15 protein-coding genes are annotated in these 20945 nt (G+C 37.5%); 5 read left to right on the top strand and 10 right to left on the bottom strand.

Annotated features, from left to right (window positions below; genetic code table 11):
• The 3 genes from J0M37_05280 to J0M37_05270 form a co-directional block, all read right to left on the bottom strand.
• Nucleotides 1-3168, bottom strand: a complete 3168-nt coding sequence (locus J0M37_05280) for a UvrD-helicase domain-containing protein (GenBank protein MBN8584488.1) — start codon at nucleotides 3166-3168, stop codon at nucleotides 1-3.
• A gap of 72 nt (nucleotides 3169-3240) precedes the next feature.
• Nucleotides 3241-5082: a S9 family peptidase gene (locus J0M37_05275; GenBank protein MBN8584487.1), complete on the bottom strand. Its 1842-nt coding sequence runs from the start codon at nucleotides 5080-5082 to the stop codon at nucleotides 3241-3243.
• Between the two features lie 161 nt (nucleotides 5083-5243).
• Nucleotides 5244-6185: a Gfo/Idh/MocA family oxidoreductase gene (locus J0M37_05270; protein MBN8584486.1), complete on the bottom strand. Its 942-nt coding sequence runs from the start codon at nucleotides 6183-6185 to the stop codon at nucleotides 5244-5246.
• A gap of 151 nt (nucleotides 6186-6336) precedes the next feature.
• On the opposite strand from J0M37_05270, the gene recG reads away from it, so the two are divergent.
• Both recG and J0M37_05260 read left to right on the top strand, forming a co-directional pair.
• A complete protein-coding gene (gene recG, locus J0M37_05265) occupies nucleotides 6337-8427 on the top strand; it encodes an ATP-dependent DNA helicase RecG (protein ID MBN8584485.1) in 2091 nt (696 codons plus the stop codon).
• Between the two features lie 24 nt (nucleotides 8428-8451).
• On the top strand, nucleotides 8452-9084 hold the full coding sequence (locus tag J0M37_05260; protein ID MBN8584484.1) for a CPBP family intramembrane metalloprotease: 633 nt from the start codon (nucleotides 8452-8454) through the stop codon (nucleotides 9082-9084).
• Nucleotides 9085-9140: 56 nt separating this feature from the next.
• Here J0M37_05260 and J0M37_05255 read toward each other — a convergent pair whose 3' ends face one another.
• The gene (locus J0M37_05255; GenBank protein MBN8584483.1) at nucleotides 9141-9545 is read right to left on the bottom strand and encodes a hypothetical protein; all 405 of its coding nucleotides are present in this window, start codon (nucleotides 9543-9545) and stop codon (nucleotides 9141-9143) included.
• A gap of 320 nt (nucleotides 9546-9865) precedes the next feature.
• Here J0M37_05255 and J0M37_05250 point away from each other — a divergent pair, with 320 nt between their 5' ends.
• Both J0M37_05250 and J0M37_05245 read left to right on the top strand, forming a co-directional pair.
• Complete coding sequence (locus J0M37_05250) at nucleotides 9866-11221, top strand: undecaprenyl-phosphate glucose phosphotransferase (protein ID MBN8584482.1); 1356 nt, start codon at nucleotides 9866-9868, stop codon at nucleotides 11219-11221.
• Nucleotides 11222-11223: 2 nt separating this feature from the next.
• Nucleotides 11224-11517 (top strand): hypothetical protein, encoded by a 294-nt coding sequence (locus J0M37_05245; GenBank protein ID MBN8584481.1) that lies wholly within the window; start codon nucleotides 11224-11226, stop codon nucleotides 11515-11517.
• Nucleotide 11518: 1 nt separating this feature from the next.
• Here J0M37_05245 and J0M37_05240 read toward each other — a convergent pair whose 3' ends face one another.
• The 3 genes from J0M37_05240 to J0M37_05230 are packed head-to-tail and all read right to left on the bottom strand — an operon-like array spanning nucleotide 11519 to nucleotide 14672.
• A complete protein-coding gene (locus J0M37_05240; GenBank protein MBN8584480.1) occupies nucleotides 11519-11911 on the bottom strand; it encodes a hypothetical protein in 393 nt (130 codons plus the stop codon).
• Nucleotides 11912-11943: 32 nt separating this feature from the next.
• Nucleotides 11944-13716 carry a hypothetical protein gene (locus tag J0M37_05235; protein MBN8584479.1) on the bottom strand — a complete coding sequence of 591 codons (1773 nt, stop codon included), beginning with the start codon at nucleotides 13714-13716 and terminating at the stop codon, nucleotides 11944-11946.
• A complete protein-coding gene (locus tag J0M37_05230; GenBank protein ID MBN8584478.1) occupies nucleotides 13713-14672 on the bottom strand; it encodes a N(4)-(beta-N-acetylglucosaminyl)-L-asparaginase in 960 nt (319 codons plus the stop codon). Before J0M37_05230 ends, J0M37_05235 begins: the two co-directional genes overlap by 4 nt.
• Nucleotides 14673-14817: 145 nt before the next feature.
• On the opposite strand from J0M37_05230, the gene J0M37_05225 reads away from it, so the two are divergent.
• Nucleotides 14818-16758: a T9SS type A sorting domain-containing protein gene (locus tag J0M37_05225; GenBank protein ID MBN8584477.1), complete on the top strand. Its 1941-nt coding sequence runs from the start codon at nucleotides 14818-14820 to the stop codon at nucleotides 16756-16758.
• Between the two features lie 61 nt (nucleotides 16759-16819).
• On the opposite strand, the gene J0M37_05220 is transcribed toward J0M37_05225, so the two are convergent.
• The 3 genes from J0M37_05220 to J0M37_05210 all read right to left on the bottom strand — a co-directional run bounded on the left by J0M37_05220 (nucleotide 16820) and on the right by J0M37_05210 (nucleotide 19690).
• Complete coding sequence (locus J0M37_05220; protein MBN8584476.1) at nucleotides 16820-17455, bottom strand: hypothetical protein; 636 nt, start codon at nucleotides 17453-17455, stop codon at nucleotides 16820-16822.
• Nucleotides 17456-17627: 172 nt separating this feature from the next.
• Complete coding sequence (gene wecB / locus J0M37_05215) at nucleotides 17628-18821, bottom strand: UDP-N-acetylglucosamine 2-epimerase (non-hydrolyzing) (GenBank protein MBN8584475.1); 1194 nt, start codon at nucleotides 18819-18821, stop codon at nucleotides 17628-17630.
• A 179-nt stretch (nucleotides 18822-19000) separates the two neighbouring features.
• The gene (locus tag J0M37_05210; GenBank protein MBN8584474.1) at nucleotides 19001-19690 is read right to left on the bottom strand and encodes a T9SS type A sorting domain-containing protein; all 690 of its coding nucleotides are present in this window, start codon (nucleotides 19688-19690) and stop codon (nucleotides 19001-19003) included.
• Nucleotides 19691-20945 lie beyond the last annotated feature (1255 nt).

Genomic DNA, 20945 nt, shown 5'->3' with positions numbered 1-20945 from the left:
TTATGCTATTGTAATAATTTTCTTTTCAGTTAAATAATATAGATACATCTCTATTTTTTTATATCCCATTTCAAGCAGTACATTTCCATACTGCTTTAATTGTTTTTCATGCTCTTTAAGCCTGATGCCTGACTTGAAATCGATGATCGATGCAGTATCATTTTTTATAATAACTTTATCCGGCCGGTATATTAAGCCGCCGGGCATAATGATATCATTTTCATTCATTATTTTATTGCCGGGTTTAAACCAATCAGCAGCTTCTCCGGTAAGAATTATCTCCCTAAGCTCTTTATTAAGACCGGGTAGCTTTTCTGAGGTAATATAACCCTGCAAAAGCAGCCTGTTTAAAGCCGAGGAAATTTCTTCTTCAGATGAATCTTTAATATATGAAAGAGCCTTATGCAGAACTATTCCCCGGTTTTTATGTTCCTTTGTTCTTTTGATTTTTTCAGGTTCAAAACCTTCAAGCTCAGTTTTAATTTTTATTTTTTGGGTGAAATCACCCGATATAAGCCTTTTCATCCTGTAAACAGGATTCTCTTGTAATTTTGAAGAGCTGCCGCTGAAATATTTTTCATTTCCCTTTTCATAATACGAGTGTTCAGCATCATAATTATTTAACAGCTCTGTGTTACCTGAAACGGCATCAATAATAACGCTTCCGGCATTGAATGACTTTTTTTCTTTTAAGGGAATGCCAACAAATAGCTTTTCTTCAGCACGGGTAAAGGCAACATATAATAAATTAAGGTTATCCAGAATTGTCAAAGCTTCTTCTTCAAGGTAATCGTGTGAAAAATAAGTATCTTTTAAAGCAGAAGCTGCCTTTACAAAATATGCCGGCGCGCTGTTGAATGGTTTTTTACCGGAAGAAACCCACATAAGCGATGACTGCTGGTTGATGGTAAAATCCCAGTTGGCAAAAGGAATATACACAACAGGCGCCTGTAGCCCTTTGGCTTTATGTATTGTCATAACTCTGATGGCATCTTCCTCTTCGGGAACAATAACCGTATTTTCTTCCTTGTGGTCTTCCCACCAGTTAATAAAGCCGTATACATCACCTGAGTTTTCATCGGAGTATTTTTTAATAACATCAAGGAATCTCAAAAGATAAACATCGGCTGAATCCAGCAGCCCGAATATTCTGAGCAGAGATTCCGTCAGATCATATATTCCTTTGCCTGAAAGCTCACTGTTTAAGCTTAAGCCTTCACCTGCAAGAAATCCTTTTGGCATCAGCCTTATAAACAGCTTATTGCTGTTGAGCTTATCTGAAAAAAGGCTGTTAAGCTCACTAAACGACTGTTTGATATATACCAGGTAATTATAAAGGATTTCAGGCCTTGCAATTTCATTTGCCGGGTCAGATATAAACTTAAAAATATTCACAAGCAGCCTTACTTTGGGAGAGTTTGTTAAAAGCAATGAATCACCTGAAATTACTTTAAGCTTTGCTTCTATCAATGCATGGGCTGCTTCAACCGCTTCAGGATTTTTCCTGACCAGCACCAGTATATCGCGCTGCCTGTAGCCAAGTGTAAGCTGTTGTTTGATATTATTTATCATATCGGCAATGGCAAACTCATTTGCCGGAATTTCATTTTCCCGGTCACCGGCAAACTGCCTGATGCTTATATACCCGTTATCAGAGTTATCATTTGGTACCTGAGCTGAATCAATATAGGCTTTTGCAAAGATACCCCGGTACGCCTCATCAGCATTTAGTGAAACGTTTTCGGCAGCCTGTTTAAAAAAGGTGTTATTGAACTCAACTATCAGCTTTTTGCTGCGATAATTTACATCAAGGTCTTTTTCCATGATGCGGCTTTCAAAGCCGCCAAGCGAATTTTTCACATCTTCAAGCAGCAGCTTCATATTGCCGTTGCGCCAGCGGTAAATTGATTGCTTTACATCGCCAACTATCATAGAGCCGTTGCCTTCGCTTAATGCATTTTCAACCAGCGGAAAGAAATTCTGCCACTGGAATGTGGAAGTATCCTGGAATTCATCGATAAGGAAATTCTTGTAATAGGTGCCGATCTTTTCATAAACAAAGGGGCTCCCTTCTCCTGAAATAACATTCAGCAGCAGGCTGTTAATATCTGAAATAAGCAGCACGTTATTTTCATCACGGTATTTCTTAAGCCTGTCGCGCAGGTCTTTAAATATTCCCGTAACATATATAGTTTTAACTAAATGTACCGCAGTATTATATTTTGTTATTTCAGAATCATAAAGCGCAACCGCTTCGCACAGCAGCTCATATAAACCCGCTTCAGCGGCTGCTTTAACAGCAGGCTTTGAGCCTTTACCATACCACTTTTTAATATCCTGAACCGCGTCTCTAGCCCGCTGTTTAGGATCATAATCATCGCCGGTATTGATACGGTTTAAAAGGAAATTCATAAAGCCGGATCTTTTAAAAGGGAAATCATCGATTGTAAGGCTGTACATATCCACTATTTCGCCGGCTTTAATAGAAATCTCTTTCATCCTGCCTTCAAAATCATTTTTAATTGCAAAAAGCAGCTTTACAAACTCATTCAGCTTTTCTTTACCTTCAAACAGGCTGCCCTGGCTGCCGGTTTTAATGAAATATCTTTCAGAAAATATTTCCTTTGCAAGCTCTTTGATTTTTAAGTCTATCTTCCAGCCTTTTTCATCATCTATGCTGTAATAAATAAAATCTTCCAGAAAACCTGTCAGCTCTTTATTTTCACCTGCTTCATCAAGAAGCTTATCTGTTATCTTATCAAGCACAGCCTGCTGGTCAAGCTCTATATTATATCCAAGCTGCAGCCTTAGCTCACGCGCAAATGAACGTATCACACGGTGGAAAAAGCTATCGATAGTTGAAACCGAAAAATATGAATATTTATGAAGTATGTTCTGCAGGACCCGTGAAGCAGAGTGCCTGATATCCCCTTTTACACCCTCTGATATAAGTAATTTCTCCAATGAAGCAGCTTCCCCTTTGGAAAGCTCCTTCAAAGCGGATATTATCCTTTGCTTCATTTCTGCTGCTGATTTGTTTGTAAAGGTTACCGCAAGTATATTTTTAAAAGAGTCAGGTGAATTTAAGACAAGCTTAAGGTACTCCTTAACAAGTGTAAAGGTTTTGCCTGAGCCTGCTGAAGACCTGTATATAAGAAAATTTTCCATTTATAAAGTAAAGATATTAAAATGTGTTTACAGATACAGGGGCAAAGAAAATAAAACCTTAAAATTGTTATATCAGGCTTTTAAATGTTTGGCAAGAAATGTTTCCATTTCCCTGTAAAAATCAAACTTGTTTTCCTGGTTCAGGAAGCCATGCCCTTCGTTCTCCTTCACCATGTAAGGTACATCAATGCCGCGTTCTTTTAACGCTTTTACCATCTGGTCAGATTCATTAATGTTTACACGGGGATCCATTTTTCCCTGCGCAATAAACAGCGGTGCTTTCATTTTATCCACATGAAATACAGGCGAGGCATCTTCCATTAATTTTTTGTCTCTTTCAGGGTGGCCTACCATTACATACAGCATTTCAAGATATGGCTTCCAGTATGCAGGGATTGAATTCATAAATGTAAAAAGATTGCTCACGCCTACATAATCAACTCCTGCCGCATAAAGATCAGGGGTAAAAGCAAGTCCGGCAAGTACTGCATATCCTCCGTAACTGCCGCCATATATTGCTATACGCGCAGGGTCTGCAATTCCCTGCTCAACTATCCAGTTAACACCGTCAGATATATCATTCTGCATGGTTTTGCCCCACTCTTTAAATGAGCATTCCCAGAACTTTCTGCCGAAACCGACTGAACCCCTGAAGTTCATCTGCAGCACTGCGTAACCACGGTTAACTAAAAACTGAATTTCAGGGTTAAAACCCCAATAATCGCGCGCCCAGGGTCCACCGTGTGGATTGATCACAACAGGCAGATTTTTGTGTTCTGCGCCCAGGGGCAAAGATAAATAACCGTGAATCAATAACCCATCCCTGCTTTGATATGTAACAGGCTTCATTTCAGCCATTTCTTTCTCATTAATCCATGGGCTTACATCAGAAATTTTTGTTAAAGTATCAGCAGCTTTATCAAAAATATAATAAGCGCCAAGTGAGCGGTCACTGTATGTGCGGATAATAAATTTCTCTTCATTGTCATCGTTATCCGTAATTAATATCTCGTACTGGCCAAGATCCTTTTCCAGCCTTTTAAACATTTTTTCGGTTTCATTATCAAGAATAACCCTTTCACGCTTCCAGGTATTGAAGATAACAGAAGTGATAACTTTTCTTTTTCTGCTGTAAGTGAGTGTATATACATCCACTTCCGGATGTTCGTAAATGACTTCCGCTTCTGCAGCATTTTTTATATCATACCTTATAACAGCATTCTTATCTCTTCCTATGTTACTGGATGCATACAGGAATTTATTATCAAACGTGAAAAACAAAGGTGTAAGGCTTTCCTTAAAATTTGTGGTAATGACAGTATGCCACGATTCATTTTCATTTTCGCGGTACAGCAGGCTTGTGTTTACGCCGTCAGTGGTAATAGCAGCCCTTATTTTACCATTATGATCGGTTACCCAGCCTGAAATATTACCCGGGTTTTCTGCTGCTATGATTAGCTCACCTGTTTCAAAATTCAGTCTGTAAACATCAAAAATTTCAGGGTTACGTTTATTCATTTCAATCAGTATCTCAGAATCTATATCTTCAAGTTCATCTATCAGATTAGCGCGCACCCCTTCGAATGGAGTAAGATCTATATTAGTACCGTTTTGAATGTTCACAGAGTAAAAATGAAAATTCTCATCACCTGCATTATCCCTTAAATAAATGATCACATTATCATTTCCCCAGAAATACCCGCTGATATCGCGCTCAGTTACCCCGGTCAGCCTTTTTACATTACCGGTACTTATTTCCTGTACATAAATGTTTAATCTTTGGTTATAAGGTGCAAGATAAGAAATATACTTTCCGTTGGGTGATATCAGGTAGTTTGTATTTTCAGGATTTTTAAAAAAATCTTCCAAAGGGATAATGCGGGATTTTACAGTTTCATTTACTTTATTATTCATATATAATTTTAAGATTTTAACCTTTTTTATCTTGAAAAAAACTAATAACGGAATATAAAGATCAAGAGATTGTAGCTGTTTTGAAAAATTGAAAAACCAACTTAAAGCCTTCTTGTGTAAAAGACTTAATCAATATCCGGATACTATTTAAATTTAACAGCCTATTTGAATTTATTCAGGAACGGATGATAATCACCTTTTATGCCTATTGGTGTAGAGGTTCTGATCTCATAAACCGCTTCAATAGATGGCATTGCTTCATCTATCCTGAAACCATTCCCGTTCAATATCTCAGTATAGCTGTTTGTATGAAGGTCCGTGAAGCCTTCGGAAAATTCAATTTCTTCACCATCCATTGTAATTGATCTGAAAGTTTTATCGCCTTCCTTAAGGTCATTTTTATCGATCGAAAGGAACCACTTTACATTTGCGTTTTCAAGCTCCAGGAGTCCCGCAGCTTTATCATCTTTATAATAATGAAGAATATTAGACTTAGGGTCACCGAATATCCATGTTAACATATCAAAAAAATGTATTCCAATATTAGTCGCTATCCCGCCTGATTTAAGCATATCACCTTTCCAGGAATAATGGTACCATTTACCCCGCGGTGTGATATATGTGAGTACTATATCATATTTCTTTTTATTGCCGGCTGCTTCAATTTTTTTCTTAAGCTCAATTATTGAAGGATGAAGCCTTAGCTGAAGAATAGTAAAAACATTCTTCCCGGTTTCCTTTTCAAGTGATCTTAATGCGTCAGCATTCCATGGATTCAGAACAAGCGGTTTTTCGCAAATTGCATTCGCATCAGCCCTGAGAGCAAATCTTATATGTGCATCATGAAGGTAATTGGGAGAGCAGATACTTACATAATGAATACGTTTATTATCCCCGTCTCTTCTTAATTTTTCACAGTGACGGTCAAACCTCTCAAATTCAGTAAAAAATGATGCTTCAGGAAAGTATGAATCAATAATTCCAACTGAATCATTTGGGTCAAGAATTGCAAGCAGGTTTTGATTATTATCCCTGATAGCACGCAAATGCCTTGGAGCAACAAATCCCCCGGCACCAATTAAAGCAAAGTTATTTTTTGTCATATATTCAATATTGTAAACACGAAAATAACAAAAATATAGAAATAGAAATATGTAAAATAAATTAAATTATATCTTAATTTATAACCATAAACCTAAAAAATGAGAATGATTATTTTGTATATTTTGCTATATTTGTAGAAATAATATACACTTGCCTGCGATAAAGAAGACAGAAATAGCCTATATTAAAGGAGTTGGTCCTAAACGAGCTGAAGCATTTGAAAAGCTGGGACTGAAATACTCAACAGACCTGCTATCAGTTTATCCCAGAATGTACCTGATAAATACAAATATCAGCGGCCTGGCAAAACTGCATGATCAGAATGTCATCATAAAAGGATCAATTATCGATAAACGTTTGCCCTTCAAGCCAAACCATCCTACACGGATCACAATATCAGATGATACAGGAAAAATTGAATCCTTGATGTGGGGTAATACCTTTTACAGGGAAAAACAATTTAAAATAGGAGATGAATATATATTCTGGGGAAAAATTGTTTATAATGCATATGAAAGAAATGTAAAATTTGATATGCGTGACCACAAGAAATTTGAAGCAGGTGATGAGGAAATGATGAAATATCCTTTAATTCCCGTATATATTTTATCAGAAGAGCTTAAAAAAACCTGGATAAAACCTCTTACTTTAACAAAAATTATTTTTAACGCACTTAAAAACTCTTCTGAGAGCATCAATGAAGTATTGAGTGAACCGGTAAGGATAGGCAATGACCTTTTGGATCACCGCTCAGCAATACTCAGAATGCACTACCCCAGATCCGCAGAGGATATTGAGCTTACCCGGCAAACTCTTGCCTTTGAAGAATTGTTTTACCTTCAGCTTGCAATGGCTTTAAAAAAAAGAGCGGCAGAAACCGCGGAAAAGGGAATCCATTTCGAAAAGATCGGCGGTAATTTTGAAAAACTTTTTAAGGAGCACCTGGGTTTTGAGCTGACAGAAGCCCAAAAAAGGGTAATTAAAGAAATTCTCTCAGATATGCGTTCAGGTAAATCAATGAACAGATTGCTGCAGGGAGATGTAGGCAGCGGAAAAACTATAGTCGCGGTTTTTTGCTTTCTGGTTGCTGCTGAAAACGGGTATCAATCTGCTTTTATGTGCCCCACTGAAATCCTGGCAGAACAGCATTATAAAACTTTAAAGAACTATTTTGAAAAACTCGGTTTATACGCCGTTCTTCTTACCGGCGGGCAAAAAAAGAAACAACGTGATGAAGTTCTTGAAGATATCAGAACAGGTAAAGCGCAGGTTGTTGTTGGTACTCATGCATTGATTCAGAATTCAGTTGAGTTCAGATCACTTGGCTTTACTGTAATTGATGAACAGCATAAGTTCGGGGTAATGCAGCGTGCAAAGCTGAAGGCAAAAGGTAATAATCCTGATGTGCTTGTTATGACCGCTACGCCAATTCCAAGGACGCTTTCATTAACAGTTTACGGAGATCTTGATGTATCAGTTATTGATGAACTGCCCAAAAACCGGAAAGATATAAAAACAGCGCTGCGGGGTGAAACAGACAGGCTGAAAGTATATAAGTTCATCAAAGATGAGGTAAATAACGGACGGCAGGCTTATATAGTATATCCGATCATTGAAGAATCGGAAAAACTTGACCTGAAATCTGCTGTTAAACATTACGGGATACTCCAAAAGGAGATCTTTCCGGAACTTAAATTAGGATTAGTTCACGGAAAAATGAAATGGCAGGATATTGATGAAACTATAGAGTCATTTAAAAACAGGGAACTGCACATCCTGGTATCAACAACAGTTATTGAAGTAGGTATTGATATACCAAATGCAACTATTATGCTCATAGAAGAAGCTCAGCGTTTCGGCCTTTCCCAGCTTCACCAGCTTCGCGGTAGGGTAGGCAGGGGCGCAGAACAATCATATTGCATTTTAATGGCTGAAACAACAGGAGAAATTTCCGGTGAAAGGCTCAAAATAATGACCGAAACTAATGACGGGTTCAGGATATCTGAAACTGACCTGAGGCTTCGCGGACCCGGTGAGGTTTTCGGTACAAGGCAATCCGGAGATCTCAAATTTACAGCGGCAGATCTAGTAAAAGATATGCCTTTGGTAGAAAAAGCACGGGATTCCGCATTTAAGATCATTTCAGAAGACCCACAGCTTAGGAGCTTTGAAAATTCAACCATAAGGGAACACTTCCTTACAAATTACCGCGAATCAATGGAGTTAATTAAAATTGCTTAAAATTATATAAAATTAAATTATACAATGACACAACGTATTAAACCACTGGTATTCCTGATTTTACTGGCTTGTGTGTTCTGGCTTGAAATGTTTGTTTTAAAGACTTTCAACTTCTGGCTTGAAATGACGTTTGCAGCTTCGCTGCTTGCAGGACTGGGCTTATATATTAACCACCGTAACGGTGAGGCAATTAATTACAGGCTATATTTTTTTGAGCCAAAATTTTTATTAATAGGTATTGTTTCTGCAGCACTTCTTTACCTGGTGTTTTATACAGGTGATATAATATCTAAACTTATACTGCCGTTTGCAGATAAACAGGTTATCGGCGTTTACAATAATAAATCTTTACTTGATCCTGCTGTAATAGGGCTGCTGCTTTTATTTATTATCGGTCCGGCTGAAGAAATATTTTGGCGCGGTTTTGTACAGGATACACTTGCTGAAAAATTCGGCGAGAATAAAGGATGGATTATAGCTTCGTTGATTTATGGCGGAGTACATATTGTAGCAATGAATTTTATGCTTTTTATGGCTGCGCTGATTTGCGGATTGTTCTGGGGATGGGTATTTAAAAAATATAAATCCGTTTGGCCGGGTTTGATATCTCATGCATTATGGGATCTGACGATATTTGTACTGTTACCTGTTAGATAAGAAATTAAAAAAGGGAGTTAATAACTCCCTTTTTTATATATAATATTAACTGCCTGTTATCGTATGAATTCTACAAGAGCGCTTGCAACAGTGTTCTTCTTGCTGTCAAGCAGGAAACATCTGTAGATACCGGGAGAGTCAACTCTTAAATCACTTGATTCAAAATAGATATATTTCATATCAGCTGAAACGTCGAAATCTACTTTTTTATAGTAATCAAAACTGTATCCATTGTATTTATCAAACTGGATAGAGCAATCTTTTAAGCCTAAAGCATAGTCACATTTTACCATAACAGTAACCGGACCTGTATAGAACCTGTCGCTGATGGATACTTCGCCGCCTGAACCGTATTTTTCGCAGAAATAAAGTACGGGACCGTTCTGAGCTTTAAGTTCAGAAGTTAACCCTAAAACAAACATTAAAGCAAAAACCCCTAAAAACAATTTAAATTTAGTCATTTTGACCCTTTCTAATAAATTAATAAATCTGAATATTATTTATACAATTTAATAAAAAAAATGTTTCAATGAAATATGCTTATAATTGGCAAAATTCAATCTTTTGGTTTTAAGACCACCTTAAATTTATACTAAATATCTGTTTTCATTATACATACTGAAATCATAAAAAATGAAAATTTCAATCATATAAATTGTAATTTCTAATATATATATTTGAGGAGTAAATGAATTATATAGATCAAAAATTTAATAAAAATTCGCAAAGGACAGAGTTTTTAATACCTTTATTAAACATTTTATCCGATTCATTATCTATAGTGGGCGCCTTTATTATTTCTTACTATATCAGATTTTATTTTTCTCCATTTGTAAATATTATTCCGTTTAACGGGGATATTCCACCATTGAATGGATATATTATACTGGCGCTTATAGTATTGCCGGTATGGCTGCTTATATTCCAATCAAGAAAAATGTTCCGCCCCAAAAGGATTGTATTCATATTTGATGAATTTTTCCTGATCTCCAGGCTTGTCACATTCGGCATAATATTTTCCTTCGGTCTGATATTTTTCTACAGGGTATTTCCATATTCAAGGGTAGTATTCGTTCTGGTTTGGATAATTTCCATCATATTAATTACCATTGGAAGATATGCGGTTTTAAAATATGAGAAAACATTATACAATAAAGGCAAAGGTTTAAAGGATACTATCTTAGCCGGAAACAATCAAACAGCTTATGATATTTATCATAAGTTTTCAAAGCATAAATATGCCGGATTTAACATCATAGGTTTCGTTGAAGAATTTCAGGGGAAGTCAGGCGGAATGCTTCCTGATAATATGAAATTAGGAACTTATAATGATATTACTGACCTGGTTCAAAAATTAAATATCGAAACTGTACTTGTTACTATCCCTTCGACAGAACATGAAAAGTTGTTTGAAATGATGAAGTCGAGTGAAGGAGAAAATGTTGAATTCCTTATGGTACCTGATTTCCTGGAAGTAATAACATCTTCAGTTAGGGTACAGGAAATTGACGGCATACCCTTCCTTAAGATAAAGAGTATTCCGATGAATGTTTGGAACAGGATCCTGAAAAGGGCTTTTGATTTTTCATTTGCATTGGGAGTTATGATACTTACCTCACCACTGTTTATATTTCTAGCGCTTGCTGTAAAATTCAGCTCAAAAGGACCGGTATTTTACAAACAGGAACGTCTGAGTATGACAGGCAAGAAATTTGAAATGATCAAGTTCCGTTCAATGGTTGTTGATGCCGAAAAGAACACCGGGGCTGTATACGTTAAAAAGGGAGATTCAAGATATACTCCCATCGGCGAAATGCTGAGAAAATATTCCCTGGATGAACTTCCCCAGTTTTTAAATGTTTTAAAAGGCGATATGAGCATTGTAGGTCCCCGGCCAGAAAGGGAATATTTTATCAACCTGTTTAAAGGAAAAATACCCAAGTACCTTGAAAGACACCGCATAAAATGCGGAATTACCGGATGGGCCCAGGTTAACGGTTTAAGAGGAAGTGACACATCAATTGAAAAAAGAATTGAATATGATATTTATTACATTGAGCACTGGTCAATTGTATTTGATATGAAAATAATCATTAAAACCATAAAGGAGATGTTTTTCTCCAAGGCGGCTTTTTAATTATGATAGAAGTTATTCTTTTTTACGCGCACGCAGTTTTTTTCGTGTATATATTTGCAAAAAATTATGTTGAACAAAATACTGTCAGCGCGTTTTTAAGTACGATTTTTTTAATTATTATTTTTACTGTTGGGTGGACTTTTTCAGCGTTTGTGATAGGATTTTTTATTCCCGATGACGGCTTGACAAGGTTCCTGACTAAAGCCGCATTTTCACTGGCTTTACTTACGTTACTGGAAATTATTTTTTATAAATTTTATTTTGCTAAAAGTACCGTAAGGAAACAGGTAATATAGTTTAATACTGATTCAAATAAGCAACATCCCTTGGAAGTACGCTTATCATAATTTTTCGTATCTGCATTCCGGATTTCACCGAATATATTCCCAATACAGCTTCACCTTCTACACCTTTTGATCTTATCTTAACACTGCCCTCTTCATTTGCTTCAGAAAGCTCAATTAAATTCCTGCCGTCTTCAATCACAAAATAAACATCTATTTTACTGTAAGGTACTTTAAAGCCAAGTATATTTACCCTGTAGACCTCAATTTTCATTTCAGAGCTTAAGCTTGCTTTCAGCACCCCGGGTACCTGGCTTACCTTGATATCAGATGAGGTAAAAACCAGCCTGTCAGCAACAAGTATTAACAATATTACTGCCAGTACCCATACCAGTTTTTTATACATTACTCTTTACACGGAAATTGCGCATTATGATATCAATCATCCCCGAATTTCAGCTTAACATTCTTTGGAAGTTCAATTTTACTTTCAGTATTTACCGGCTTATTAACATTCTCTGGCCTTTTTTCATTACCAAGCCTTTTTATAATTGTTTCATCAACTATTTTTGCCTGGACAATTTCATCTTCAACGCTTTTGCTTGAATCAGGATCTGTTACCAACAGATTTAGCATTGGTGTATCCTGCTCATCATCTGACTGAACAATGCTTACATGCTCAAACTCTTCAAATAAGCTTCTTTGCCCGGGGGTCTTTTTAGGTCTGAAAGCAGGGATCTTTGTTTTTATCCGGAATTCATCTTTCTCTTCGGTAACAACACTGCTTTCAGAATTATCTGAAAACATTTTGATCTCATCATCTGTTCTTCCCGTCATATCAAGCTTTTCTGAGCTTTCTCTGGCTTTTTGTTTCTTTTTTAACTCGTCATATTTACCGGTTTTGTATAAAACCTCCCTTGTATTGTTAATTCGTTCAATTAAACCGTCTTCATCAGCATTAATCAATTTATGGTTTTTCACTTTAAACTCACCCTCTATCATAATATCTGAAAAATTATTGGATGTAAGGTTATCAATAATAAAATCACAAACACCGCTGAAACTTAATTCTTCAGGGAAGAACTGAAAGCGGAGATCAGCAAAATCTATGAATGCGAATGTTGCGGGTTTATTGATATCTATCATATAACTCAGGTCGCTTTCAGGCTCACTTTCAAAATATAAAGAATGCGGAGTCCTTGTAACAGAATCAAGCAATTCTTTACTTGAAAGGTTCAGCTCCCTGTATTTATTCCTGAACAACCTCAGATCTTTCAGGATATCTTCACCCAGCCATCCTGTAGCTATTGAATAGTTTATTCCATGCCCTATAAAGTCATCGATCGGGAAATACCTGGAAGTGAAATAATTCAGATCGCGCGGGCATATTATTATGTTGGCTTTTTTATCTTCAATGATTTTCATATCATTATAATCCAGGTACAAAGGATTTATCAATGATGTCCTTGAATCAATAAGCCCGTACTCATCAAATAATGAAATTACAGATTTGTGAAATGTTTGGCGGAACTGTTCAGTTACATCTTTATTTACTGCTACTTCAAGAAACAGCCTGCTCAAATTATGGTTTTTCAGCTCTGTAATACCGGAAATATCATATACTGTAAGAAGGTTTTCCTGGGTAACATAAAATGAAGGGTTTAAATACTTATAGTCTCTTATTGTATTTGCATCCTGTTTAATCGGATAGCATACAGAAATGCTTTGACCTGTTTTTTTCATAGCATTTGTAAGAGGGGTTAAGTGATTTGTATCTTTTCTGAGTGAAAACTCATTTAAATAACCTACGCCTGATTTAAGTGAACGGCTGAAGGAATATTCATAAATATTCAATAGGTCTGATTGTATTCCTTCACCGGGTAATTCCTGATAAAGATAGTTGAATATCAGGTCAGTACACAAATCATCTTCAGCTTTTTCATAATGTCTTCGTTTTAACAGGTAGTGTATCAATGCGCCTTCTGAGCGAAGACATGAATTCACAAGAGGCGGCATAACCAGTTTTCTTGAGCAATCAATGATCTCAGCAGAAGCGCTGTACTGCTCGATCCATTTATCAAGCTTGGCTTTCCCTTTGGCTGTATCATCAGCCATATCGGTGATCCTGTTCCCGTTTAAAAGTATTGAATACCTTCCAAATTCATCAGAACGGTTAAACGTAAGAACGTATGCATTTTTTAATATTTTCAAAGATCTTCAATTACAAATTTTTCATCAATAATGTATTTACTTTTATTAAGGGTATTTTTGCCTGCGGAATGCAATGCGTATTCAAAGCCTTCTCTTACGCTTGCAGCTCCGTATTCACCTTTAACATTAACTGCTATGAAACCCACCTGGTAATCATGGTCACGGTTCTTATGAGAAAGCAGGTTAAGCTTTATCACTCTTTTTGCAGCATATTCACAAGCTTCCTGCGGTGTCATCCCCCTGCCCATCATTTCTACAACAAGAAAGCTTCCGCAGGCACGCACGCATTCTTCACCTCTGCCTGTTGAAGCTGCTCCGCCTACTTCGCCATCTACATACAAACCTGCGCCTATAATCGGGGTATCACCCACCCTGCCGTGCAGCTTCCATGCGGTTCCGCTGGTAGTACAAGATGCTGATATATAGCCATTCTTATCTATGGCAACCATACCGATCGTATCGTGATTGCCGTCGTCGTTTATTCCAAGTCCGTTGGATTTTTTTACTTTATATTCGTCTGTGTGAAATTCCTGCGACCTGCCGTAGCGGCCGTTTTTCCATTCAATATACTTTTTAATCGACCCTTCAGTATGCAGGATATCCGGCTGAAAGCCGTTAGTAATTGCAAAATTATATGCGCCTTCCCCTGCAAGGCTGACGTGTTCAGTGTTTTCAAGTATAAGCCTAGCAACTGATACCGGATTTTTAATGTGTTCAACACAAATTACCGAGCCAATCCTGGCTTTCCAGTCCATAATAGCAGCATCAAGGGTCACCCTGCCTTCGGCATCAGGCAAACCGCCGTAACCGACACTCAGCACATTCGGGTCATCTTCGGCAACCCTGACCCCCTGTTCAACAGCATCCAGCGAAGAACCGCCGGAATTCAAGACTTCATTGGCTTTTTCATTGGCCGCCAGGCCGTGTTTCCATGTAGATATTACGAGTTGTTCCATAGCTACAAATATAATTAAAAGGGACGTATATATAAAGAAATTGAGTAATATTACATATTTTTATTTTATGTAATAACTCCTATTGCAACATTCATTTTTAAATACTAAATTTATAACGATATTACGTTAATTATCCCCCATTTAAATGAAAAGTTTAATACTGTTTTTCCTGTTTTCCATCATATTTTCAGTTAATTCGGTAAATTCAAACCCTAACAGCGGAACTTATACACGTGTTGATTTTATGCTGACACTAACCGATGGGATTAAGCTTGATTGCACAAAATTAATTCCAAACGGTACACCGCCGGCCGGAGGCTGGCCTGTAGCAATTATTACGCACGGGTACGGACTTTCAAAGTTGATCGAGCTTCCAAGCGCAGAAGAATTTGCTAACGATAATTATTATTCGTTTGTGTACAGTATGCGCGGACAGGGAGTATCAGAAGGACTTTCCAATTTTATCAGTACTACAGAAGCCAATGACCTGAAAGAAGTAGTTCAATATATAAAAAATGACGCCAACACAAACGATAACAAGATATTTATTCACGGCGGCTCACAGGGCGGAATAATACCATTCATGGCTGTATGCACAGGGTTAAATGTAAAAACTATCATTACCGATCTTGCATCACCAACAGCGGGCTCTAACTGGATAGAGAACGGAGGTATTAAAATGACCTTCCTGTGGACAAGCGGTTACCCTACAAACATTGTGCGCTACAATCCGCTGGTAAGCAGGTTTAAACCGTGGATCTATGCAAACACAAAAGAAAAATGGGACAGTCTTAATTACTACTTACCGATCAACAGGGATTTTATTAATCAAGTGGGCAATTGCCAGATACCTGTACTTGTGCAAAATGCATGGCAGGATAAATTTTTTAATACCCTTGGTATGATTCAAAGCGCGTATATTTTACCCTACAATAATATTAAAATGTATTTCGGGGCAATGGATGGTCACGGCAGTGATCTTGTGGAAGCTGAAGAGACCTATAAAGACCAGGTCCTGCTTGACTGGATTGATTACCACCTGCACGGAATACAGAACAATATCATGAATGTTAACAATAAGTTTACTTATGCTTCCAGCAGGTTCCCTGCGAGTGAAAGCCAGTGGACATGGAACAGATATAACTCGCCAACTTGGCCGCCGGCAGGCGTTGAAAACGTAAAGCTGTATTTTCATCCCTCAAACCAGCTTCAGGTTTACGGTTACGGCGGTACGCAAACCAATGTGAGCTTTACAAACGATGTACTTGATCCGAATGTGAGCATGGAATACCTTGTGAATACAGAGTTCCGCGGGCCATTGTTCGAAGCTAAATTCCAGAAGGATGAAATTTATTTTGATACCCCGGCATTGCTTCAGGATGCTGTTATGGCGGGAACACCATATGCATACCTGTATTACTCATCAACAGCAAATGAAATTTGCCAGTATAACATGCAGATATATGCTGTAAGGCCAAACGGCAACGAAAAGCTTGTAACCCGCATAAACTGGACTGACAGGGACTACACTGCAAACCAGGTGAAACAAAAATATGTCAACGGGCAGTCATATTCACATGTCTTCAGAACAGGAGAAAAAATAAGGGTTAAATTAACAAATCTTGATAACGTTCCTCTGTATGATTTTAACGGCGATACCACTGATACTTTCTTAAGAACTAATCCGTTCATGCTGCCCTCGCTAAGAGCGGGCTCTAACAAGGTATATATCAGCAATAATTCAAGATCATATATCGAGCTTCCGCTGATGAATTTTGTAATTGGCATTAACCAGCTTTCAGCTGAAATTCCGCAGAATTTCAGCCTGAAGCAAAATTACCCGAACCCCTTCAATCCCGTAACAAAAATAAGGTTTACAGTACCTTCAACCGGTAAAAATAATTTCGTAAAAATTGCGGTGTATGATGTAACAGGTAAACTGGTAACAACACTTGTTGATGAGAACTTTTCACCCGGTACTTATGAAACGGATTTTAATGGTGGTGCTTATGCCTCCGGGGTATATTTTTACAGAATGATAACAAATGATTTTTCAGAAGTAAAAAAAATGATTCTGGTAAAATAAATACATCATAAATTTATTTAAAAACCCGGTCTTGAGCCGGGTTTTTTGTTTTAATATCATCTTAAAACCTGATACTTACAGCGCAATAGTAACTTCCCTGTTCAAATATCCGGTCACTGCCCCGGCTTAAAATATCATCAAGCAGGGTGTTTATAACAATATTCTTAAGCAGGAAGCCCGTAATTGTTCTTATCATTTTCCCCGCCGGCATAAGATGCTTAACTGAATTATCAATAACCAGGATTGCGGCGCTTTGAATTGCCAAAAGCCTGAAATGCTCTTTAATTGCCTTTACAGGTATGAAGTAACTTGAATTATGAACTGCGTAAACACTTAGGAAATCAAACGGCTTGATATACATATCAGGAGTAAAGTTAACAATTGCGTAGCGGTCCCAGAATCCCCCGAACCTGATATTCTGCCTGAATGATGATACAATATTAAAAGTACGTTCTTCCTTTAATACTTTACTTTTTTGAAGAAGATCAAATGAGTAACGGTAAAGCTCTTCGCTTTTGGATTTAATTTGAGTTTCGTGTAAGGATTCATTCACGGACGGCTCAACACTAATTATACTTTTCGTACTGTTCAGTTTAACATTATCACTTTCATTCAATACCTGAACTTTATCCTGGGATAATGTGTGCGGCAATATACAGTAAGATACCAACAGTATTTTAATAACATGTTTTGTCATTTGGTTATACTGTTAAATGCTTCAGTGAATTTATATAAAATGAGAAAAACGGATGTTTAAAACAAGGGTTAATTTGTTAGTGAGTCGTATATATTAAACAAAAAAGCCGGTCAAAACCGGCTTTCTCAAAAGTACTTTGTCATTCCTGCGAAAGCAGGAATCTTGATAAATTTTATATGAACGAAAATTCGGTTTGTATACCGTAAAACTTCTTGAGTAATTCGTATATCAGGTAGCTTGAGTCACCAAAGCCGTATGTATAGTTATATTTTGACTGGTGTACCTTTCGGTAATCGATAGCTTCCGTTAAAAAGCTGGTAATATCAGGCTTTTCAATGGGGAGCAGCTTTGCGTTCTTTTTCAATACTTCCGGGCGCTCTGTGGTTTTCCTTAACACTCCGCAGGGAACGTTAAAGAACAGTGATTCTTCCTGCAGGCCGCCTGAATCTGTTAAAATACATTCAGCATTTTTAACATACCCCAGCATTTCAAAATAGTCGTGAATGGGGTTCATAATTTTAAGCTTTGCATGGGCATTACCGTTCATAACCTCATCAAAGCTGCGCTGAATAAGCGGGTTGGGATGCATTAAATGCAGTATCTCGCTGTAACCTGATACATCATTCATTACTGAATTAAGTATCCTTGCGTAATCTGAAACATAGCCCCAGTTCTCTCTGCGGTGAAATGTACTGAGTATATAATTTTTTTCCTTCGGTTCCTTTATCTTCTTTTCTTTTATAAGTGTGAAGATAGCATCATTGATTGTATTTCCAATAACAAACACATTTTCAGGCTTAATGCCTTCTCTTATCAGGTTATCGCGGTTGATTCCTTTTGGCGCAAAGTGAAGTGTTGTCATTCTTGCAACCGCTTCGCGCATAAACTCTTCAGGGAAGGGATTTAATTTATCGTATGTGCGCAGTCCTGCTTCAGCGTGGAATACCGGTATCTGGTTCAGGAAGCCCCACAGCGCGCCCGTAAAGGCTGAAGCTGTATCGCCCTGAACAATGATGCCGTGCAGGTCTGATTTTTTTATCGGTGATCTTTCACCGAACTTTTCGTTAAAATCAGTAAGCAGGTGAGCAATAAGCTCATTTAAGTCGCTTGAGCGGTTTGGTTTTTCAGCAGCGGTAATATCAGGGTGGATACCGATTTTGGTTAAAATATCCCCGGATATCTTCTGCTGCGCTGTGTTATAAAGCAGCGGGTAAAATTCATCGGATTTCTTAAGTATCCTGTATAAAACAAAGAGCTTAATAATTTCAGGCCTGGTACCGAAAATTATTACAATTACCTTCTTCCCTTTCATTTCTTCGGGATTTAAACCTACATTAAAACCGCCAATATTTGTATTTTCAGACATAATTTTTCTTTTTCAGATAACAAAGATAACTAACCGTAAATTAAGATAAAACGAAGATTTATACCGTTTTACCGTGAGAAAATGTAAAAAATAAAGATAAAAAAGGAGCCCTTAAGGCTCCTAAAATTCTGCGATTACATTACTTAATGATTTTTCTTAATCGACAAATCTAAAAATTCCTACTTCAATAGCACCATCTTCTTGCTATCCACAAATTTATTGCCGTTAGGCTCTTCGGCTTCTATGCGGTAGAAGTAAACACCGCTTGCATAGTTTGATGCATTGAAGTCAACAATGTATGAACCTGCGGTTTTGAGTTCACTGTTCACAAGCCGTTTAACTTCCCTGCCAAGTATATCATAGATTACGATCCTTACCTTTGAATCTTTCGGCAAGTCGTAATTTATCTTGGTTACTGGATTAAACGGGTTTGGATAATTCTGTGATAGCCTGAATACCATTGGAATATTCTTCGGTTCATTGCCTTTACCGCTGGTATTTGAGCCAAATACTTTCCTTATATCTTCTGATACTATCCGTACATGTTCAATTATGCTTTTTGGCTTTTCAGTTTTTACTACCTGTTTTAATGATCTGATCTGTTCAAGCTCTTTGGAAGCATTAACATCACCCTGCTCTGACTTTACTTCCAGTGTTTTTATTTTCCTGTCATCTTCATCTTTTGATATTTCTATAGCTGTATTAATCGATTTCCTGATATCCTGCCGTTGTTCCTTGGTAAACGGTGAGCGGTCGTCATCATTGGCTTCTCTTTGGAGTGCATTGACTATGTCAATGCTGCTTGATACTTCTATATTTAAGTTGCTGAAAGCGCCGCCTTGTCCCTGAATAAGCAATGAAGTTGCCATATAATCCCACCTTGCTATAAGTCCTTCGTAGCTGTATGGATTTTGATTAATTATCTGCTGGAAGCCTGCCAAAGCCTGTGTGTATTCACGCATTCTTACTTTACACTTCAGAATGTAATAATTTGCGCGTTTTACAAGAGAAGTATTATACCCGTGATTAAGAATAAGATCTTCGTAATATATCTTCAGCTCATTTACTGCATTGTAAGATGTATCACTGGCAACAGTGGATAAGAACAGCTTTGATACAGCATTCAAGCTCTGAATGCTATCAGGGTATGTGTTGATTAGGTCAAGGCATTTTGTTTTTGCCTGTGTGTAGTTACGGTAACGCATGAGTACGCTGATGGAATCGTATTCAAGAAATGACGAAGTCATTTCGAAGTCCCGCCTTGGCGGGATCTGAGCCTGTTTATAATAGACCCCCTCCCCCTGCGGGTACTCCCCCTTGGCAAGGAGGAGACGTGATGAATGACTGCTTCCGCCTGAACCGGAGCCTTCGTTGTAAATTGTATCGTAAATGCCATCACCAAGGTTTATTGCAAAGCCGTCTCCGCCTTCATTTGCTTCACAGCCTGATAGATATGGAGTGAAGTTAAATGTTATTTGTGAACCCTGAAATCCTGATGTTACCACATTATACGGCGGGTCAACAGGCGAGGAGTTCAGTTTAAAGCAGTTATTTGTCTCATCATAACTTACTGCTGTGAACAGCGGGAAGTAACCGTATAAATGCTTTGAAGTCTGGTCATCGGTTATATTGAATATATTCTGACCGCCATCGAGCAGGAAAACAGAACCATCAACAACAATATTGTTTGCCGCTGTGCCTGAATTAGAGATATCATTCAAACCGCCGAGCGTTTTACTGCCGGCATTATTCATTTTAAGCTCACTGCCGCCTGCGGCAAATATACCTAGTGCGTTGTTTACAGTAGATGATATTGTATTTGATTTTATATCAATGGAAGATGTTAAAGCGTTTATACCGATGAAATTATCTGTGATAGAATTACCTTTTATTGCTCCGCCAGTTATGCCGCTTAGAAATATTGCTGTGTTTCCTTCATTGAATGTATTGTTTTCTATGATTAATGGAGTTGTTTCACCTGCATACGATGAAATATTAACAGTCGGTATTGTTGAACCTGATGAATTAAAAGTATTTGCTCCAATATAAATATTGCTTAAGCTTATTTCATTGTTGGGGTCACTAAAGAAAACAGCATTAACTCCGCCTTTGAGTGAACTGTTA

It is taken from the genome of Ignavibacteria bacterium (assembly GCA_017303675.1).
In the GTDB taxonomy this organism is placed as follows: domain Bacteria; phylum Bacteroidota; class Ignavibacteria; order Tepidaquicellales; family OLB5; genus OLB5.
Note: the sequence above shows the minus strand (reverse complement) of the source record. Positions and strands in the feature narration are given on the sequence as shown.

Excerpts from the sequence above, each read along its gene's own strand:
- J0M37_05280 (MBN8584488.1), bottom strand. The coding sequence starts at position 3,168 with ATGGAAAATTTTCTTATATACAGGTCTTCAGCAGGCTCAGGCAAAACC.
- J0M37_05275 (MBN8584487.1), bottom strand. The coding sequence starts at position 5,082 with ATGAATAATAAAGTAAATGAAACTGTAAAATCCCGCATTATCCCTTTG.
- J0M37_05270 (MBN8584486.1), bottom strand. The coding sequence starts at position 6,185 with ATGACAAAAAATAACTTTGCTTTAATTGGTGCCGGGGGATTTGTTGCT.
- J0M37_05260 (MBN8584484.1), top strand. The coding sequence starts at position 8,452 with ATGACACAACGTATTAAACCACTGGTATTCCTGATTTTACTGGCTTGT.
- J0M37_05255 (MBN8584483.1), bottom strand. The coding sequence starts at position 9,545 with ATGACTAAATTTAAATTGTTTTTAGGGGTTTTTGCTTTAATGTTTGTT.
- J0M37_05245 (MBN8584481.1), top strand. The coding sequence starts at position 11,224 with ATGATAGAAGTTATTCTTTTTTACGCGCACGCAGTTTTTTTCGTGTAT.
- J0M37_05240 (MBN8584480.1), bottom strand. The coding sequence starts at position 11,911 with ATGTATAAAAAACTGGTATGGGTACTGGCAGTAATATTGTTAATACTT.
- J0M37_05230 (MBN8584478.1), bottom strand. The coding sequence starts at position 14,672 with ATGGAACAACTCGTAATATCTACATGGAAACACGGCCTGGCGGCCAAT.
- J0M37_05225 (MBN8584477.1), top strand. The coding sequence starts at position 14,818 with ATGAAAAGTTTAATACTGTTTTTCCTGTTTTCCATCATATTTTCAGTT.
- J0M37_05220 (MBN8584476.1), bottom strand. The coding sequence starts at position 17,455 with ATGACAAAACATGTTATTAAAATACTGTTGGTATCTTACTGTATATTG.
- wecB (MBN8584475.1), bottom strand. The coding sequence starts at position 18,821 with ATGTCTGAAAATACAAATATTGGCGGTTTTAATGTAGGTTTAAATCCC.
- J0M37_05210 (MBN8584474.1), bottom strand. The coding sequence starts at position 19,690 with ATGGCAACTTCATTGCTTATTCAGGGACAAGGCGGCGCTTTCAGCAAC.